Source organism: Curtobacterium sp. MCBA15_004 (genome assembly GCF_001865055.2).
In the GTDB taxonomy this organism is placed as follows: Bacteria; Actinomycetota; Actinomycetes; order Actinomycetales; family Microbacteriaceae; genus Curtobacterium.
In genome coordinates this window covers 3,269,948-3,287,542 of record NZ_CP126266.1, presented here as the reverse complement: position 1 = coordinate 3,287,542, position 17,595 = coordinate 3,269,948, and the positions used below count along the sequence as shown (strand labels likewise).

The 17,595-nt window shown below is 72.2% G+C and carries 9 protein-coding genes; 7 read left to right on the top strand and 2 right to left on the bottom strand.

What is annotated here, in order from left to right:
* The first annotated feature begins 166 nt into the window (after positions 1-166).
* The 3 genes from QOL16_RS15535 (at position 167) to QOL16_RS15525 (ending at position 6,446) form a co-directional block, all read left to right on the top strand.
* Positions 167-448 (top strand): hypothetical protein, encoded by a 282-nt coding sequence (locus QOL16_RS15535; protein WP_058729289.1) that lies wholly within the window; start codon positions 167-169, stop codon positions 446-448.
* A 195-nt stretch (positions 449-643) separates the two neighbouring features.
* A complete protein-coding gene (locus QOL16_RS15530; RefSeq protein WP_071285009.1) occupies positions 644-5,995 on the top strand; it encodes a DUF6531 domain-containing protein in 5,352 nt (1,783 codons plus the stop codon).
* Positions 5,996-6,026: 31 nt separating this feature from the next.
* Positions 6,027-6,446 carry a hypothetical protein gene (locus tag QOL16_RS15525; RefSeq protein WP_065963289.1) on the top strand — a complete coding sequence of 140 codons (420 nt, stop codon included), beginning with the start codon at positions 6,027-6,029 and terminating at the stop codon, positions 6,444-6,446.
* Between the two features lie 701 nt (positions 6,447-7,147).
* On the opposite strand, the gene QOL16_RS15520 is transcribed toward QOL16_RS15525, so the two are convergent.
* Positions 7,148-7,345, bottom strand: a complete 198-nt coding sequence (locus tag QOL16_RS15520) for a hypothetical protein (RefSeq protein WP_065963285.1) — start codon at positions 7,343-7,345, stop codon at positions 7,148-7,150.
* 348 nt (positions 7,346-7,693) lie between these two features.
* Between QOL16_RS15520 and QOL16_RS15515 the strand changes: the two genes are divergently transcribed.
* Entirely contained in the window at positions 7,694-8,062 is a 369-nt protein-coding gene (locus QOL16_RS15515) for a hypothetical protein (RefSeq protein WP_071246193.1), read from the top strand.
* Between the two features lie 8 nt (positions 8,063-8,070).
* Here QOL16_RS15515 and QOL16_RS15510 read toward each other — a convergent pair whose 3' ends face one another.
* On the bottom strand, positions 8,071-8,694 hold the full coding sequence (locus QOL16_RS15510) for a hypothetical protein (RefSeq protein ID WP_065963281.1): 624 nt from the start codon (positions 8,692-8,694) through the stop codon (positions 8,071-8,073).
* Between the two features lie 335 nt (positions 8,695-9,029).
* On the opposite strand from QOL16_RS15510, the gene QOL16_RS15505 reads away from it, so the two are divergent.
* The 3 genes from QOL16_RS15505 to QOL16_RS15495 are packed head-to-tail and all read left to right on the top strand — an operon-like array spanning position 9,030 to position 17,477.
* Positions 9,030-11,726 carry a hypothetical protein gene (locus QOL16_RS15505; protein ID WP_071285008.1) on the top strand — a complete coding sequence of 899 codons (2,697 nt, stop codon included), beginning with the start codon at positions 9,030-9,032 and terminating at the stop codon, positions 11,724-11,726.
* The gene (locus QOL16_RS15500; RefSeq protein ID WP_071285007.1) at positions 11,723-13,198 is read left to right on the top strand and encodes a hypothetical protein; all 1,476 of its coding nucleotides are present in this window, start codon (positions 11,723-11,725) and stop codon (positions 13,196-13,198) included. The genes QOL16_RS15505 and QOL16_RS15500 overlap by 4 nt, the downstream gene beginning before the upstream one ends.
* A 46-nt stretch (positions 13,199-13,244) precedes the next feature.
* Positions 13,245-17,477 (top strand): FtsK/SpoIIIE domain-containing protein, encoded by a 4,233-nt coding sequence (locus QOL16_RS15495; protein ID WP_071285006.1) that lies wholly within the window; start codon positions 13,245-13,247, stop codon positions 17,475-17,477.
* The last annotated feature ends 118 nt before the right edge of the window (positions 17,478-17,595 follow it).

Genomic DNA, 17,595 nt, shown 5'->3' with positions numbered 1-17,595 from the left:
GCCGAGGGAACGTCGGCAAAGCACCTGTCCCCCGAACAGGGGAGGGATCGTCACGAAATACAGTCGGTGACATGGGTCGGCGTTCGTGGGTATGGTGGGCGGCGTCAGAGCCTCCGGGGGGATTCCACTGCGCGGGGGTGCAGCTACGAAAGGAACGAGGTTCACCATGTCACGTGTGCTCTCCACCGAGCAGGCCAAGACCGCCATCCGGCAGATCCAGTCGATCGTCAACGGCGGCTTCACCGACCAGATCTCGCAGCTCGACGCGCAGGGTCGCATCCTGTCGGACTCGAACGTGTGGGACGGCCCGCTCGCGTCGACGTTCCGCGGATCGACCTGGCCGGAGACGAAGGCGGCGCTGGACAAGGCGAAGACGGAGCTCGAGCAGCTCCGCACCCAGCTCGACAAGATCTCGCAGGACATCTTCACCGCGGGTGGCGGCGCCTAGCCAGCCGACTCCACCGCCCGGGCCGTCCGAACCTGGACGGCCCGGGCGTCCGTGGTCGGGGGACGGCCGCGACCAGCACGACCCGTGCGACCAGCACGACCCGTGCGATCAGCACGACCCGTGCGACCAGCACGACCAGCACGACCAGCACGACCAGCACGACCAGTGCGATGCACACTCCGGGGGGAACCGACCATGGCCCAGATCCACGCGAACACGGAGCCGATCCAGTTCGACGACGCGACCGCCGACGCCCTGAAGCGTGCGCTCGACGCGGCCGCCAACGCCGTCAGTGGCCAGGCGGGCTCCCGCCAGACCGCCGTCAACACGGCGTCGCAGGAGTTCCGCGGCCGGTTCTCCGAGCTCTTCACCCAGAACGCCTCGACCGCTGCGGGTGACGGGCGCACCATCGTCGAGACGCTCCGCACCATCGCCGGCTGGGTCGACACGATGAAGGAAGCGGCAGCGGCCGAGCGGGCACGCCGGAAGACCGCGCGGGAGTGGCAAGCCCGCGAGGACGCGCGCAGCGGCATCGAGGAGTGGTGGACCGAGGCGTGGCAGCTCGACCCGATGCCGAAGGCCGGCAACGAGCCCGCACCGACCTTCCCGGCGCCGAACGTGACCGCACGACCGCGGGAGACCCCGGACCCGGGCGCCGGGGGCGGTGGCGGCGGGGGGACCTCGTCGGCGCGTCCGGCGGACCTCCGCTCCTTCGCGACGGCCTGCTCCGGGATGAACCGTGACCTCGACGGGAAGCCCGCTGCGGTCCGGGGTGCGCTGCAGGACTTCGCGGCGCGGTGCTCGTGGGGGCACATCGACGCGGGCAACCTGGTCAGCGCGTTCGAGCAGTGGCTCGCCGCGAACGACCGCGACGTCCAGTGGGCGAACACCGTCGCCGACGCCTTCGCCGCCGCCGGTGGAGAAGGCACCGTGTCCACCGTCGCCGACTCCGCACTGGCGGCGGCGCTGCAGGCTGCCGGCGTCGCCGCGACGCGCTCCGAGCTGCAGTTCGACCCGCCCTCGGCGTACGGCGCGCAGCCGACGACCGGGTTCTCGATGGACCCGGTGAACACCACCACGGGCAACTTCCTCGAGCCCGAGACCGACCTCGACTTCCCGGGGTCCTCGCCGGCCCTGCGGATCACGCGGATGTACAACTCGCTCGACGACCACGTCGGGCTCTTCGGGCCCGGCTGGGCCTCGGTCCTCGAGACCCGCCTCGAGCTGGACGACGACGGTGCCTCCTTCGTCGGGGCAGACGGCCGGCAGGTCCGCTTCCCCCGGGCGGCGGACGGGTGGGAGCGCGGTGTCGGGGAGAACCGGTGGCTCGTGGCCGAGCAGGACCGGCTCGTCGTCCGCGACAACACCGGTGGACGCATCGAGTTCACCCGTTCGGGCGTCTGGCTCGGCGAGCGCGGCGGACCGGGGACCGCGGTGCGTGTCGAACGCGACGAGGACGGATCGGTCCGACGGCTCGTCCACGAGCGCGGTCGCGCGATCGACGTCGAGTACGCGTCGGGGCGCGTCGCCGTGGTGCGGGGCTCGGACGGTCGACGCGTCGAGTACGGGTACGACGACCGCGGACGGCTGGTCTCCGTCGTCGGTGCCGCGGGCGCCCGTCGGTACGGCTGGAACGACGACGACCTCGTCACCACCGTGACGAGCGCGGACGGCGTCGTCGAGGTCGACAACACCTACGACGACCACCGTCGCGTCGTCGAGCAGGTGAGCCCGCACGGCCGGGCCGTCCGCTTCGCCTACCTCCCCGGCCGTGTCACCGTGGTCTCCGACCACGACGGGTCCCGGTCGAACTCCTACCTCGCCGACGCCAAGGGTCGGCTCGTGGGCGTCGTCGACTCGGACGACCACCGGCAGTCGATGAGCTACGACCGGCACGGCAACCTCGTGTCGGTCACCGAACGCGACGGCTCCGTCACGGTCCACGCGTACGACGAGCGCGGACGACGGATCCGCACCGTCACACCCTCCGGCGGGGACGTCACCTACGGTTACGACGACCAGGACCGCACGACGACCGTGGTCGCCGAGTCCGGCGGTGTGGTCAGCTACGAGTACCGCGGCGACGACCGCGACCCGTCGGTCATCACCGATCCCGTCGGCGGGCGCACCGAACTCACGTGGTCGGACGGGCTGCTGACCCGCGTCGTCGACCCGACCGGCGTCGTCCTGTTCCTCGAGCACGACGAGCACGGCGAGCTCGTCGCCACGACGAACGCCGTCGGCGACACCGCGCGCATCGAGCGTGACCCCGCTGGGCGCCCCACCGCGGTGACGAGCCCGTCCGGGGCCCGGACCGAGTACCGGTACGACGGTGCCGGCCTGCTGCGCGAGCGCCGCGACCCGGACGGCGCGACGTGGCGCTTCGAGCACACCGCCGCCGGCCGCGTCTCGGCGGTCACCGACCCGCTGGGCGGGACGACGACCTTCGAGTACGGGCCCGACGGGGAACTCCACGCGACGACCGACCCGCTCGGGCGACGCGTCCTCCGTTCCTTCGACGACCAGGGCAACCTGGCGTCCCTGACCCTGCCGGGTGACGCGGCCTGGACCTTCGCGCACGACGCGTTGTCGCGCCTCCTGGCCGTCTCCGACCCGACGGGCGCGACGTGGCGTCGCGAGTACGACGCGAACGGCAGCATCACCGCGACGATCGACCCGACGGGCGTCCGTCAGGACGTCGCGCGGGACGTCGCGACGGGTGTCGCGACCCTGCGGGACGCGTTCTCGACCACGACCGTCCGGTTCGACGAGTTCGGTCGTCCCGTCGAGTCGACGAGCGCCGAGGCCGGCTCCGAGCTCGTCACCTACGACGCGGCCGGGCGCCCGGTCGAGCTCGTCGACGGCGAGGGCGGTCTGACCCGCATCGAACGCGACCTCGCAGGGCGGGTGACGGCCGTCGTCGCGCCCTCCGGGGCGCGCACCGCCTACGAGTACGACACGTGCGGGCGTCCGTCTGCCGCCGTCGACGCGACCGGGGCGCGCACCATGCTGACCTACGACGTCGACTCGCGGGTCGTGGCGCGCACGTCGCCCACGGGCGACGTCGAGCGGACCACCTACGACGCGGTCGGGCGCGTGGTCGAGCAGACGACGGCCGGTGCGGGAACGAGTCGGTACCGCTGGGACGCGGCCGGGAGGCTCGTCTCGGTCCACGACGCACGCTTCGGTCGACGTCGCTTCCGCCACGACGCAGCCGGGCAGGTCGTCGAGGTCGTCGACGGGCTCGGCGGGGTCACCCGCCACGAGTACGACGAGCGTGGTCGTGTGGTCGCGACCACCGATCCCGCCGGCGGCGTGACACGCCGCGAGTACGATCAGGCCGACCGCCTCGTCGCCGTCACGGATCCGCTCGGGCGGCGCACGGCCGTGCGTCTCGATGCGGCCGGACGCCGCGTCGAGCAGACCGACCCCGACGGTCGGACGACGGCGTGGACGTACGACGGTGCCGGGCGGGAGCACCAGGTCCTCGTCGACGGGCAGGTGCAGACCGAGGTGCGCCGCGACCCCGTCGGCCGGACCGTGGTCGTCACCGACCACACCCGGGGAGCCGGCCTGACGGTCGACCACGAACTTCAGTACGACCGACGCGGACTCCTCGTCCGTCGCAGTCGCGGAGCCGACGCGATCCGCTGGGAGTACGACGCCGACGGGCGCCGCTCCGCACGCATCGACCCGTCCGGGACCAGGACGACCTGGCGCCGCGACGCCGCCGGACGCGCGACCGCCGTCGAGCGGGACCGCCTCGGCGCGGCGACGTTCCGGTACGACGCCTCCGGCCGCATCGTCGAGTCGGTCACGGGCGACCTCGTGCAGTCGTGGTCCTACGAACGCGGCGCGTTGGTCGCGCACACGACGACCTCCTCCGACGGCGTCACGACCACGCGCATCGAGCGGGACGACGACGGCCGCATCACCGCGATCGACGGGCCTCACGGGCGGATCGAGCACCGGTACGACGCCGCCGGTCAGCTCGTCCGGGCCGGTGACTCCGAGTGGGAGTACGACGCCGGTGGCCGACTGGTCCGCGAGCTCGTCGACGGGACGGAGACGCGCTCCACGTACGACCTCGCCGGCGAGGTCGTCGCCACGGAGCAAGGGGGCGTCCGGACCGAGTACCGGTACGACGGCCTCGGTCGACGGGTCCGCCGGACCGACGCCGACGGTTCGACCGTCGAGTACGCCTGGTCCGCCCTCGGCACCCTCGCCGGGATCACGAGCCGGGACGCCTCGTACGCCGAGACCGCGCGGACCGACCTCTGGACGGACGCACTGGGTGAACTGGCCTCGGTCGGTGGTGCCGAGACGTGGTGGGACTCCGCGGCGAGCGTGCCGGGTCTGGTGTGCATCGGGGGCGCGGACGTCCTCGACCTCCCCGGCGGTGTGGTGGCGATCGGCGACGTGTGGACGGCGCCCGGGTGGCGGAGCGCGCGTGCGACCGATCCGTCCGATCCCTGGGCCGTGCTCGAGGCCGTCGGAGGCGCCACGTTGCCGGGCGGTGTCGCCCTCCCCGGCGGTGTCGCGCTGACCGCGAGCGGCGGCGTGTCCGTCGGCGGGCTCGAGTGGCTCGGTGCGCGTGTCTACGACCCGGGGGTGAAGGGCTTCCTGTCGACGGACCCGCTGTCGCCCGTGCTCGGGGCGGCGTGGTCCGCGAACCCGTACTCCTACGCGGGGAACGACCCCGTGCACGCCGTCGACCCGCTGGGGTTGCGGCCGGCGACGGACGCGGACATCCAGGCGTACCGGGATGCGAACCAGGGGGCGTTCGCGGCGGTCGGACAATGGTGGGACGACAACTGGGAGTACGTCGCCGCGGCGGGGGCGGTCGCACTCGGTGTCGGTCTCATGTTCACGGGTGTCGGCGGGCCTGTCGGGGTCGCGCTGATCGGCGCAGCCTCGGGGGCACTGATCGGGGGTGGCGTCTCGATCGGTAGTCAGAAGGCGACGACCGGTCAGGTCGATTGGAAGAAAGTCGGAGTCGACACCTTGATCGGTGGTGTCGGCGGGGCGGTCGGCGGTATCGCGGCGACTGGCCTGGCCAAGCTCGGCCCGATCGTCGGGAGGGCCGCCAGCCCGGTCGTGCAAAGGGCCTCGTCGATCGCCTTCTCGTCGACGGGAAGGGCCGCGGGCGCGTCTGGGATCTCCGGTGCTACGACCAGTTCCATCGAGTACGGCATGGACTCGGATGGTGAACCCAAGACGCTCGGGGGCTACGTCCAGTCAGCGGCCACGGGATTCGGAACCGGTGCGGGCCTGAGCGTGATCGGAAGCAAGGTGACCTCGGCCGTCACAGAAAACCTTCCGATCACGCCGCACTACCCAGAAGGATGGAGCGCCCACGCAGTTGCGCCGAACGTCGCCCGATGGACCACGGTGGTGGGTGAGACGACTGATCGGCTCGTCGGAGGCCTCGGAAGTGTCGGAACTGAGATGCTCGATCCGAACGGTGATCGAGGTGGTGATCTGCTCCAGGACGCCGTCAACGGTGTCCTGGATGGGTCGATCGGACCGACGGCGCCGAAGCACTGACCGCCAAGCATCGAGAAGAAAGCAAGAATCAGTGACCCAGCAGAAGCGCAAGGAACGCTCGATGCGAGCCAAGAAGCTCATCTTCGGCACCTGGCTCCTCGGGGTGCTGGTCGTCATCGCGCTGATCTTCGTTGCACCGATCAGTTTGAAGGCCTACGACGCGTCACACCCACTGACAGTGAAGTGTGTCGTCAGTTCCGCAGTTGCCGGCGACGGTTCGTCGAGGTCCGTGAGGGGGGTCGGCGCGACGTACAACCAAGTGCGGATCGATTCGCCCGACTGTGGCACGGTGTTCATCCGGAGGCAGGTGACTGCCTCAAGCGCTCCGAGGATCGCAGCAGAGTTCCACGCGGGACAGACCTACGAGTTCATCGTCGGAGCCGCCTCCTACCGCTTCAGGGATCAGCTTCGGGCAATCAATCAGTCCGTCGAAGTCCAGCGACCTGACTGAGAGGATCCGACGAGGCGACCCATCGTTGCGGTGCTTCGGAGGCGGGGAACGGGTGAGACCGAGGTTCGGGCCTCCGGTGGTGTGCGCTGACATCGCCCGATCGCGCAGTTCGGGCCTCCGGTGGTGTGCGCTGACATCGCCCGATCGCGCAGTTCGGGCCCTTCGCAGTTCCCAGGAGCGAGCACCCGGCCGGGAGACCGAGGGTGGCGCAAGTGGAGTGCGCCGGAGCTGTTGATGCCGCTCCGGCGACGCTCCGTGAACCCGACTCGCCGCGTGGAGCAAGCCGTTGCTCGGCTCGTCCGGCCGAGACGGGATCCGCGTTGCGGCGGACCGTGCTCTCGAGACCGCGTGCGGCAACCTGCTGTACCAACAGGACGTCACACGGGCGAACATGCAACGCTTCGCCGAGCAAGTTGTGCCTGGCGGGCCGTATCGCTTCGGGGCAGAGAAGAGCGCGTTCGACCTGAGGGGCTTCCTGCGGACCTGAAGGTCGCGCCGGTCGTGAACTCGTTCGCGCCAGCGTGAGAGCGGCGGGGGAGAGGACCTCACCCGGTACGACCCGTCAGTCGGAGCCCGTGCCGGAAGCGCCGCCCTTCGCCAGCCACTCGCGCAGTCTTGCGGCATCCTCTCCGCTGACCGTGTGGATCACGTAGTCGACCTGCGGCGTGGACCGAAACTCGACCGACACGTCACCGGGCACCTCACCGCGAGCCCCTGCGGCGCCCCGCCGACACGAGGAACGCGAGCGGCGTGGTGTCGGACTCGACGCGTTGCGTTCGGCGGTCGAGCAGCGAGATGACCTCCTCCGCGCGGAAGGACGCCGTGCTGCCGGAACACTCGACGCGGAGGACGACCTGCGCGCGGTGGAGCAGACCGAGCTCCTCGATGCTCGCAGCCATCACGAGCGCATCGTCACGCCATTCGTCCGGTGCAGGGAGTACTGGACCGGTCTGCCTCGGTGATCGCCGTCCGAACATGACCGGAGCCTACCGACGGAGGACGCAGCCAGGTGAAGTGAACGGTGCGCTAAATTGCGTTCGTCCCATCGGAGTAATCGGTGTTCGACAGGTGGGATCGAGCTGGGGAAGAATACTCGGGGAGGGATCATCCCGAGGTGCCGTCAACACGAAGGTCGCACGACGATCGTCATCGGGACGGTGGTCGGTTCGAGGAGGGGGGCGGGAACCCTGAGGCACAGAGCCACGGCCCTGACGACGAAGAAGCGCCCCGCCGTCGGGATCTTCCTCGTGTTGCTGGTCATCGTCCTCCCCGCGCTGCTGTTCTTCGTCGTCCCGGTCGCGCTCATCTCGTACGACGATGGTCACCGGATGTCCGTCACCTGTACCGTCCGCAGCGCAGCAACGGGTTCCGAGTCGAGCCGATCCTTCCGCGGCGGTGGAGGGGGCGGTACGCAGGTCGTGGTGGTGACCGAGGAGTGCGGCAAGATCTTGCTGCAGGACGGGATCAACTCGTTCAACGCCGACCGCGTCGCGAAGGCGCTCGAGCAATCGCGCCGGGCTCGGTTCACGGTCGGAGAAGCGACGTACCGACTGCGGGACGTCCTGGCAACAGTCGGGATCTCACCGGCCGCCTACGACCACCGTGTCGAGCCCTGACCGCTCGATCATCCCGCTGCCGGCGGGACCCAGGGCGCCGTCGGGTCCGGGTGATCCGGCCGCTCGATGCGCTCGTCGAGGTACTCCTCGAACGCCGTGAAGCCGCGGGCTAGACCCATCACCGAGAACAACCGGCTGCCGTCGGCCGCACGGCCCTCGAGTCCGCCGTACTGGTTCGCGAGGGGCAGCACCGCGGCGATCTCGGACACCGCGACGCGTCGTTCGGCACGGAACCCCTGCCGGACCAACACGTGGTCGTCCATCCCGAGGATCCGGGTCCGCCGCATCGAACCGGACAGCAGGAGGCCACCGACGCCGCACAGCAGGATCGCCCCGGCGGTGATCGCCGGTCCCGGCCCCGCGTCGGAGCCGGACGCTCCCGAGGCGAGCGCAGTGACCGTCACCACCGTTGCGAGTGCCCCGACGACCGCGAACAGGATCGAGACGACGGCGATGGTCATCCACTGCCATCGACGGAGGCGGACGGTGACGATGGCGCCGGCCTCGCGCGGGAGCTCCAGGCCTCGGTCGGCCCGTCGCTCGTCGCGCCGCTCCGTCGTGACCTTGACCAGCACGACGATCGCGTAGCCGACGACGAGGGCGATGCCCAGTGACAGCACCGTGGTCCACATGCGTCACACCGTACCGAGCGAGCGCGGACTGGCCGGCAACGCGTGTTGCCGACCAGCCCGACGTCCGTGCTCCGCCGACCGTCGGTCCGTTCGGCGATCCCCCCAGAACACATGTGCAGAATAACAGTTCACCGACGCTGGTCAAGCCGGGACCCGGCCGTGGGAGCAGGTGCGCCGTGGCCCGAACGGGGGCCAGGATCCCTGTGGAGAAGCCGGTCGGCGAGGTGCTCCGTCGCTACCATCGGAGGAGCAGTCGATTCTTGAGGGGGACGATCGTGATGCTCAGGCGCGCCGGGGGGACCGGAGCACGAACAGGTGACCGACTGATCGGTGGCGTGGCCATCACCGGCGCGCTCGCGCTGGTGCTCGTGGGCTGCACCGCAGATCAGGACCAGGTCGCGGACCCGTCACGGGTCCTGCAGACCGTCGACACCGTGCTCACGACGAACGGTGCCGTCAGCGCGGTGTCGGACACGACCATCTCGGTGGCCGGCGACCGTTCGTCCTCGAAGACCACGCAGCACGAGGCCGCCGACGCCGCGGCAGACCTCCCGCTCCGCATCACGACGCAGTACACGACCGACAAGCGGTCGGGTACCGACCTCAGCGACCTCGACGGGTACTCGGGTCGCGTCGAGATCGACCTGACGATCGAGAACCTGACCGTCCGGCCGAAGAACATCTCCTACGACGTGGCCGGTTCCGCGCGGACGACGCCGGCCCTGGTCGGCGCGCCGTTCAGCATCGCGGCCTCGACGGTGCTCCCCGGCGTGCGGCCCGACCGGGTCGTCACCCAGGCGGTCGACGGCGGCGCCGCGACGGACGGTGTCGTGAGCACGAACGGCGACGGTGACGCGGTCGTGCAGTGGGGCCGTCTGCTCGCACCGCCGACCTCGGGGGCGAGCAGCACGCTGCACCTCGTCGCCGACGTCGAGGACCTGTCGACGCCGGCGTTCGACGTCGCGGCGCAGCCCGGCCTCACGACGGATCTCTCGACGACGGGCGTGATGAACGGTGCGTTCGGGTCGCAGACCGACTCTGAACTCGCCCTCCAGCGCCGCACCATCGACCTCATCGCCCAGGTGAACGAGGTCCTCGCGCGCGCCGGTGGCACGATCACCGAGGTCCGGTCGAACCTCGAGACGACCTCGCAGACCCTCGGCGTGCGCACCGCGGAGCGTCTCAAGGACAGCAGCTCGTCACTCGCGAGCACCATGCAGTCGCTCTCCGGTCAGCTCACGTCGTTGAACGGCGATCTCGGCTCGACCGTCCAGGCGACGCAGTCCACGGTGCTGCAGCAGCTGCAGCAGACGACGAGCAGCCTCGACGCGCTGCTCGGGGACACGTCGGCCACCGCCCCGACGCCGGTCCTCGAGGGCGCCGTCTGCAAGAGCATGCCGAAGTCCGACGGGGCGCGCGGCAGCGTCTACGCGAACCTGCTCCGCATCTCCTCGCAGCTCGACGGCTACGCCGATGCGAGTGAGCAGTGCAAGCAGCGGGTGAGCGCGCAGCTCGCCGCGTCGGTCGGTCCGGCGTCGCCGGACGCGACGGCGTGCGCCAGCGAGGAGGCCCGTGGCTCGTTGACCTGTGCGCTCTGGGCGTCGTCGGCTGCGGTCAACACCTCGCTCATCGGCCTGGTCTCGAAGGGGCAGGAGCTCGCAGCCGGGCTCGACCCGAACCTGTCGAAGACGGCGATCGCGCAGTCGAAGGCGCTGAACGACCAGCTCGCCGAGATCGCGAGCCGGCTCGAGACCGTCGGAAGCGACGACGGCAGCGTCGACGAGGCACTGACGGAGTTGGACGCCCTGATCACGACGACCGAGCAGTCGGTCCGCCCCGTCCAGGAGGGTCTGGCGAGCATCAACCAACGTGCTCGGACCGCTCGTGGCGTGCTCGGCGATGCTCCGGACGGACCGTTCTTCAACACCTCACTGCAGTCGCAGAACCGGGCTCTCGCCGACCGGGTCTGTGGCCTCGTGACGCTCGGCCGTATCGACCAGGACGACGCGGACGCGCTCCGCGGGTACCTCACCGCCACGCCGTGCCCGGGTGCTGCAGACGGCACCACGCTGCGACCCGGCCTCGGCTTCGCCACGCCCATGGACGAGCGGCTCGCGCAGCAGGCGTCCGCCTGGGACGCACTCATCGCCGAGACCGACCGGCAGTCGACGACCGGTGTCGGTGCGGCCACGAACACCCTGGCCGCGTCCGTCGGTGCGCTCCGTGGGGGCGTGCAGCAGGTCCGCTCGGCGATCGCGGCCGACGACGGGTCGGTCAGTGGGTCGGTCCGCGACCTGCAGGACCGTGTCGGGCAGGCCGCGGCCAGCGGGGCGGTGGTCAACGGGCAGCTCGTCAAGGTCGCCGACCAGCAGTCGAAGCTCCAGGACGCCGTCCGCGCGGCGTTCCAGCAGGCGTCCGACGACTCGAGCAAGCAGGTGCAGGCGCTCATCGACGACCAGGTGCGGAAGGTCAGCGACACCGCCGGCGCCAGCCGCGAGTCGGTCATCCAGGCCTTCGACCAGTCGATCGCCGGACTCCGCACCACCGCGCAGGAGGTCACGAGCGACTCCAAGGGCACGATCGACCAGCAGAAGAGCACGCTCCAGCAGCAGGGCAGCGAACTCGCCGCATCGGTGAGCAGCCAGACTGCGGCGAGCCTGCAGCGCATCGACGCGAGCACGAGCGCCTCGGTCCGTGACGTCGAGGGAGCGAACACGCTCCTCTCCGGCGACCTCAACCGGGTCATGCTCGACCTGGGCGACCGGAAGGTGAACGGCTCCGGGATCCTGGGCGCGATGGCGACCAGCGCCGCGAAGTCCGACTCCGCCGACTACCAGCTGGCGCTCGCCTCGCAGAACGCGGCCGGGTACGCCAACGTCCGCGCCGAGGACGTGGGCGGCATCCTGCTCCAGCAGCAGCAGTTCCGTGCGTCGCTCGACGCCGCCGACGAGCTGCCCGCGTTCCGGTACGACGTCCCGAAGGGTGCGACCTCGACGACCCTGTACGCCTTCCGCATCGGGGGAGCACGATGAGCCGCCACACCGACCGTGCCGACGCCCCCGCGCCGGAGCCCACCGCTGCCGGCAGTGACGCCGTCGACCGAGCCACCATCAGCAGCGACAGCGCCGCCGACCGTGACACCGACACCGACGCCGGACCGGACACGGCGCCCGACTCCGACAGGAAGCGTCGACGCACCGTCGTCATCGCCTCGACGGCCGTCCTCGCTGCCGCTGCGGTGGTCGCGGCGATCGTGGTCGTCCGGGTGAACGCCGATGCGCCGGCCGAGGCCGTGTCCGCGACGGCCCCCGTGCCGATCACCGTCGGACACGTCCCCGACGGTACGAAGATCGGTGTCGTGGTCACCCTCGGTGACGGTGAGGGCTCCGAGTGGGCCGATGCCGCGCAGGGCGCCCTCGTCGCGGAGCGCCGGCTCGCACTCGGCGGCACCGACGTCCAGCTCGTCACGCAGAACGACGGCGGGTCGGTCGACGGCGCCCGGAAGGCAGTCGAGACCCTCGTCCAGCAGGGCGTCGCCGGGATCGTCGTCGCCACGTCCGGCCAGCACGTGAGCGGGGCCCTCGCCGCCGCCTCGACCGCAGGCGTCCCGGTGGTCGCGCCCTACGCCGCCGCCGCAGACGACGCCTGGTCGACGGCGCCGTCGACCGACTCGGTCGCGTCCGCGCTCCAGCGGGCCCTGGGCCGTGCGCAGTCGCCGCTGCTCGTGGACCTCGGCGGTGGCGCCCCTGCCGGCCTGCGGGTCGCGCACCTCGTCGACGCCGTCCGAGACCCCGACACGGCGGCCCTGGCCGCGAGCATCGCCCAGCGCACGGGCGTCGACACGACCAACGGCACGCTCGACGGCGCCGCGGGTGCCCAGGCAGGGGCTGCCGACTCCGATGCCGTCGTGCTCAGCGGACCGGGCGCGCGGCAGGGTGCTCTCGTGGCCGCGCTCCAGGCTGCGAAGGTGACCGTGCCCGTGGTCCTCACCTCCGACGCGACCAGCCCGGCGTTCACCGCCGCGCTGACGCAGGCCGGCGGCAGCCTGAGCGGCGACTTCCGCTCGGTCGGTGTCGAGACCGACGATGCCCGAGCCCTGGCCACCGACGCCGAGGGTCGTGCGATGTCGGCGTACCTCGGCGGCCTCCGGGTGCTCGCGGACGACGCCGGCGCGAAGAACCTCACGGGCGACCGTCCCTTCGCGGCGGTCGCTGCAGCCGCGGACGCCCGGAGCCACGACGCCGTGGTCGCCCTCGTCGCGGCCGTCGGCTCGGCGCGTGCGGTCGAGCCCGCAGCCGTGACCGATGCGCTCGCCCGGCTCGACCTGCGGGCGCGCGACGGTCTGGCCGGTCCGGCGCTCGACTTCGGTTCCCGCGAGGCGTTGCGCACGCCGGCGACGGTCCTCGCGGCGTCGTCGCAGGACCTCGGCCTGCGTCCCGCGTCGAGGTCGGACGACGCGGCGACGGCACCGCTCGTCTGGTTCGCCGACACGTCCCGCCGCTGACCGTCGCCCTGCAGGACCACGACAGGACCCGAGAGAGGACCACCCCGTGCGCGTGCTGATCGAGCTCGACGACCGACGCGAGACCGTCGAGGTCGACGGGTGGGCGCCGACGGCCACGATCGGCCAGCTCGTCACGGCGGTCGTCGGGCACACCCTCACCGGTGACGACGCACTGGCGGTCGACGGGCACCGGACGAGTCCGGACACCCCGCTGGGGGACCTCGTGCTCCTCGAGGGATCTCGGATCGCCCGGACCGTCGAGGAGCGGCCGCGCCCCCTCGACGGCTGGACGGTCACGCTCGCGGGCGGACTCGACGCCGGGCTGGTCCTGCCGGTGCCGCACAACCGTCGCCTCGTGGTCGGACGTTCCCCCCAGGCCGACGTGGTGCTGCCGACCGAGAGCGCTTCGTGGGAGCACTGCACCGTCGAGCTCGAGGACGACGGTGTCCGGATCCGCGACGCTGGCTCGACGAACGGCACGGTCATCGCGTGCGAGCGGATCGACGAGGACGGCGTCCTGCTGACCGGAGCGACGAGCGTCATCGTGGGCGGTGCCGTGCTGCTCGTGCGTCCCGACCTCACGGAGACCACGGTGCCGGCAGCGGGTTCGCTGCCGAACCTCACCCCGGCGGCCACCGCCCCGTTCAACCGGCCGCCCCGGCCCGGTCGCATCACCGACGTCGAGACCGTGACCCCGCCGACGCGACGCGACGTCGCACCGGCCTCCAAGTTCAGCTGGATCACCGTCGCGGCACCCCTCGTGCTCGCCGGCGCGATGGTCCTGCTCCTCGGTGACGCCCGGTTCGCCTTGTTCGCCCTGCTCAGCCCCGTGACGGCGATCGGGATGTGGTTCGAGCAGAAGCACCGACGCGCGAAGAACCTCAAGGAAGAGGAGACCCGCTTCGCCGAGGCGGTCGAGTCGTTCCGCGGCGAGATCACCGCCACGGCCGCGGTGGAGGCGGCCCGGCGGCAGGAACTCGTGCCCGATCCGGCGACCGTGGTGCGCCGTGCGCTCCTCCCGACCACGGCTCTCTGGCAGCGCCGTTCGGCCGACGACGACTTCCTCAGCCTCCACGCCGGGACGGGCGATGCTCCCTGGCGTCCCGAGGTGGACCAGCGAGCCGCGTCCGCCAAGCTCGAGGACGAGGCCAAGGCCGCCATCGGCGACAGCCGACTGACGGCGGCTCCGGTCGTGGCCGACCTGTCCGACGCGGGCGTCGTCGGCATCGTCGGGGACCGCGACGGTGCGCTCGCCCTGGCCAGGAGCCTCCTGGCGCAGGCGGCCGTGCACTGCGGGCCGGCGGACCTGACGGTCGGGGTGTTCTGCGACCGGGGCCGCGAGGAGGACTGGTCCTGGGCCTCCTGGCTCCCGCACACGCGCGTCGCGGGCAGCAGTACGGGCGCCCGGTGGATGTCGGCACAGCGCGACCAGAGCGCGGCTGTGCTCCGGGGCCTGCGCGAACAGCTCGAGGCGCTGCCGACCCCGAACCTGCTCGTCGTCATCGACTCCGAGGTCCTCACCGAGGGGCGCGACGCTCCCGCGCGCAACCTCCTCGGCGAGGGCAGGACGGTCCCGGGCGCCTCGCTCCGCCCCGGTGAGCGCCGCCAGCGGGTCAGCGGGATCGTCATCGCGACGAACGAACAGCAGCTCCCGGCGGCCTGCACCACGATCGTGACGGTCGCCGCGGACGCCGCAGCGACCGTCTACCGGCCGGAGGACCGCACCCGCGTCGAGGACGTCGTGCTGGCCGGCCTCAGCGCCCGCACCGCCGAGCGGACGGCCCGGGCCGTCGCCCACTTCGACGACCCCGAGCTCACCGTGCCCGGGGCATCCCTGCCCGCCCTGGTCCGACTGCCCGAGCTCCTCGGGATGGACGAGGGCCCCACCGTCGCCGGGGTCCGCGCCGCCTGGGACGCCCGGACCGGTACGTCGACGCCCATCGGCTCGTCGGAGTCCGGCGTCCTCGAGATCGACCTGGTCCGGGACGGTCCGCACGGCCTCGTCGGCGGCACGACCGGTTCCGGCAAGAGCGAGTTCCTGCGGTCCCTCGTCGCGGGGCTCGCGGCCCGCAACGACCCGACCCGACTGAACTTCCTGCTCGTCGACTTCAAGGGCGGGGCCGCGTTCGCCGCCTGTGAGCGGCTCCCGCACACCATCGGCACGATCAGCAACCTCGACGAGCAGCTCGCCGACCGCGCGATCCGTGCCCTGGAGGCCGAACTCGAACGGCGGCAGCGCGTCTTCGCGAGCGCCGGTGCGGACATCGACAACCTCGACGCCTACCTGGCGACCCGCCCGACCGAGCCGATGCCCCGGCTGCTGTTCGTGGTCGACGAGTTCGCGATGCTGGCCAAGGAGTTCCCCGACGTCCTGACCTCGCTCGTCGCCATCGCCGCCGTCGGCCGGACCCTGGGCGTGCACATGGTCCTCGCGACGCAGCGTCCGGCGGGCGTCGTCAGCGAGGACATCCTGGCGAACACGAACCTCCGGGTCGCCCTGCGCGTGCAGAGCCGCGAGGACTCGACCAACGTCATCGGTGTGCCGGTCGCGGCGGGCATCGGTCGGCAGCAGACCGGTCGCGCGTTCGTGAAGCTCGGCCAGGACGACATCACGCCGGTGCAGACCGCGCTCGTCACCGGCCGTGCCCGCGACCAGCGTGCGGAGCAGGACGTCACGGTCCGCGCCACCGACGTCTTCGGCGTCCCCGCCCCGGCTCCCGCGCCCGCTGCGAGCGCGTCGGACGACACCGACCTCGACGTCCTCATCGACGCGATCCGGCAGGCGAACGACGCCGCCGGGTACGCGCCGCCGCGGCCGATCTGGCCCGAGGCGCTCGGGGAGCGTGTCGACCTCGACGCACTCCCCGCGGCGAGCGGCATCGTGCCGGTGGCCCTCGCCGACGACCCGGACCACCAGCGGCAGATCGCCGGCGGCTGGGACCTGTCGGAGGGCAACCTCATGCTCATGGGGATCCCGGGCAGCGGGACGAGCACGGCGCTGACCTCGATCGCCCTCCAGGCCGCCCGGACCACCGACCCCGCCGAGCTCGACCTGCTCGTGCTCGACATGGGCGCGGGCGACCTCGCACCGCTCGCCCGGCTCCCGCACACCACCGCGTACGTGGGTTCCGGCCCGGGCGCGGGGGAGCTGCAGGCCCGTTTCCTCCGACACCTGCGCGCCGACCTCGAGCGTCGCCGTGCATCGCCGGGCGGACGACGCGCGCTCGTCCTGATCGACGGGCTCGCCGCGCTCCGCGACGAGTGCCAGGACTTCGAGGGGCAGCAGCTCCTCGACGCGCTGTACCGCGTCTACGCGGAGGGGCCGGCGCTCGGGATCTCGTTCGCGGTCTCGACGACGCGCGCGAAGGCGGTCCCCTCGGCGATGGACGAGGTCACGACGCAGAAGTGGATGTTCCGCCTCGCCGACCCGTACGACTACGCGTCGATCGGCGTGCGCCCGAAGGACGTCCCGCCGCCCGTGCCCGGCCGGTTCATCGACTCGACCACGAAGCTGCAGAGCCACGTTGCCACGCCTGCCGTGCCCCTCGACCGGGCGGTCGCCGACGTCGCCGCAGCCTGGCCGGACGCCGCCGCCAAGGCGAGCGCGGTCGGACGCCTGCCCGACGCCGTGAGCGTGCGCGACCTCGCCACCCCCGCGCAGTTCGGGACCGAACCGTGGCGCATCCCGGTCGGCATCGCGGAGGACGACCTCGGCACCGCCGTCCTCGAGGTCTACGACGGCGAGCACGTCCTGGTCGCCGGACCTGCCCGCTCCGGCAAGTCGACGGTGCTCCTCGCCATGGCGGACCTGGCCCGCTCGGCGGAGGGTGTCCGTCCGGCCGTCTGGGCGATCTGCGATCGACGTTCGCCCCTCGCCGACGCACCCCTCGACCGCGTGGCCGTCGGCGCGGACGAGGTGCCCGCGCTCCTCGCCGGGCTCCGGATCGAGCGCGGCCCCGTCCTGCTCCTCATCGACGACGCGGAACGCTTCGAGGACGGCGACCAGGGGATCGCGTCGCTGCTCACGACGGAGCGGCCGGGCCTCTGCGTCGTCGCGGCCGGGCGTTCGGTCGACCTGCGGACGCTCTACAACCACTGGACGCGGACCGTCCGCAAGGCGCGCTGCGGTCTCCTGCTGCAGCCCGACGTCGACTACGACGGCGAGCTCCTGGGCGTCGCCCTGCCGCGCCGGGCGCCCGTCGCACTGACCGCCGGGCGCGGGTACGCCACGTCGGGCGGCTCGGTGCGGCTCGTGCAGGCGGCGTCCCCGGCCTCCTGAGGCACGTCGCCTCCGTGGAGGACGGACTCCCGTCGTGCCGGGGAGGCGCGGCACCACCCCGTCCGACGGCCTCGGCCGGTCGGGCGAGGCCGGTCGGGCGAGGCCGGTCGGGCGTGCG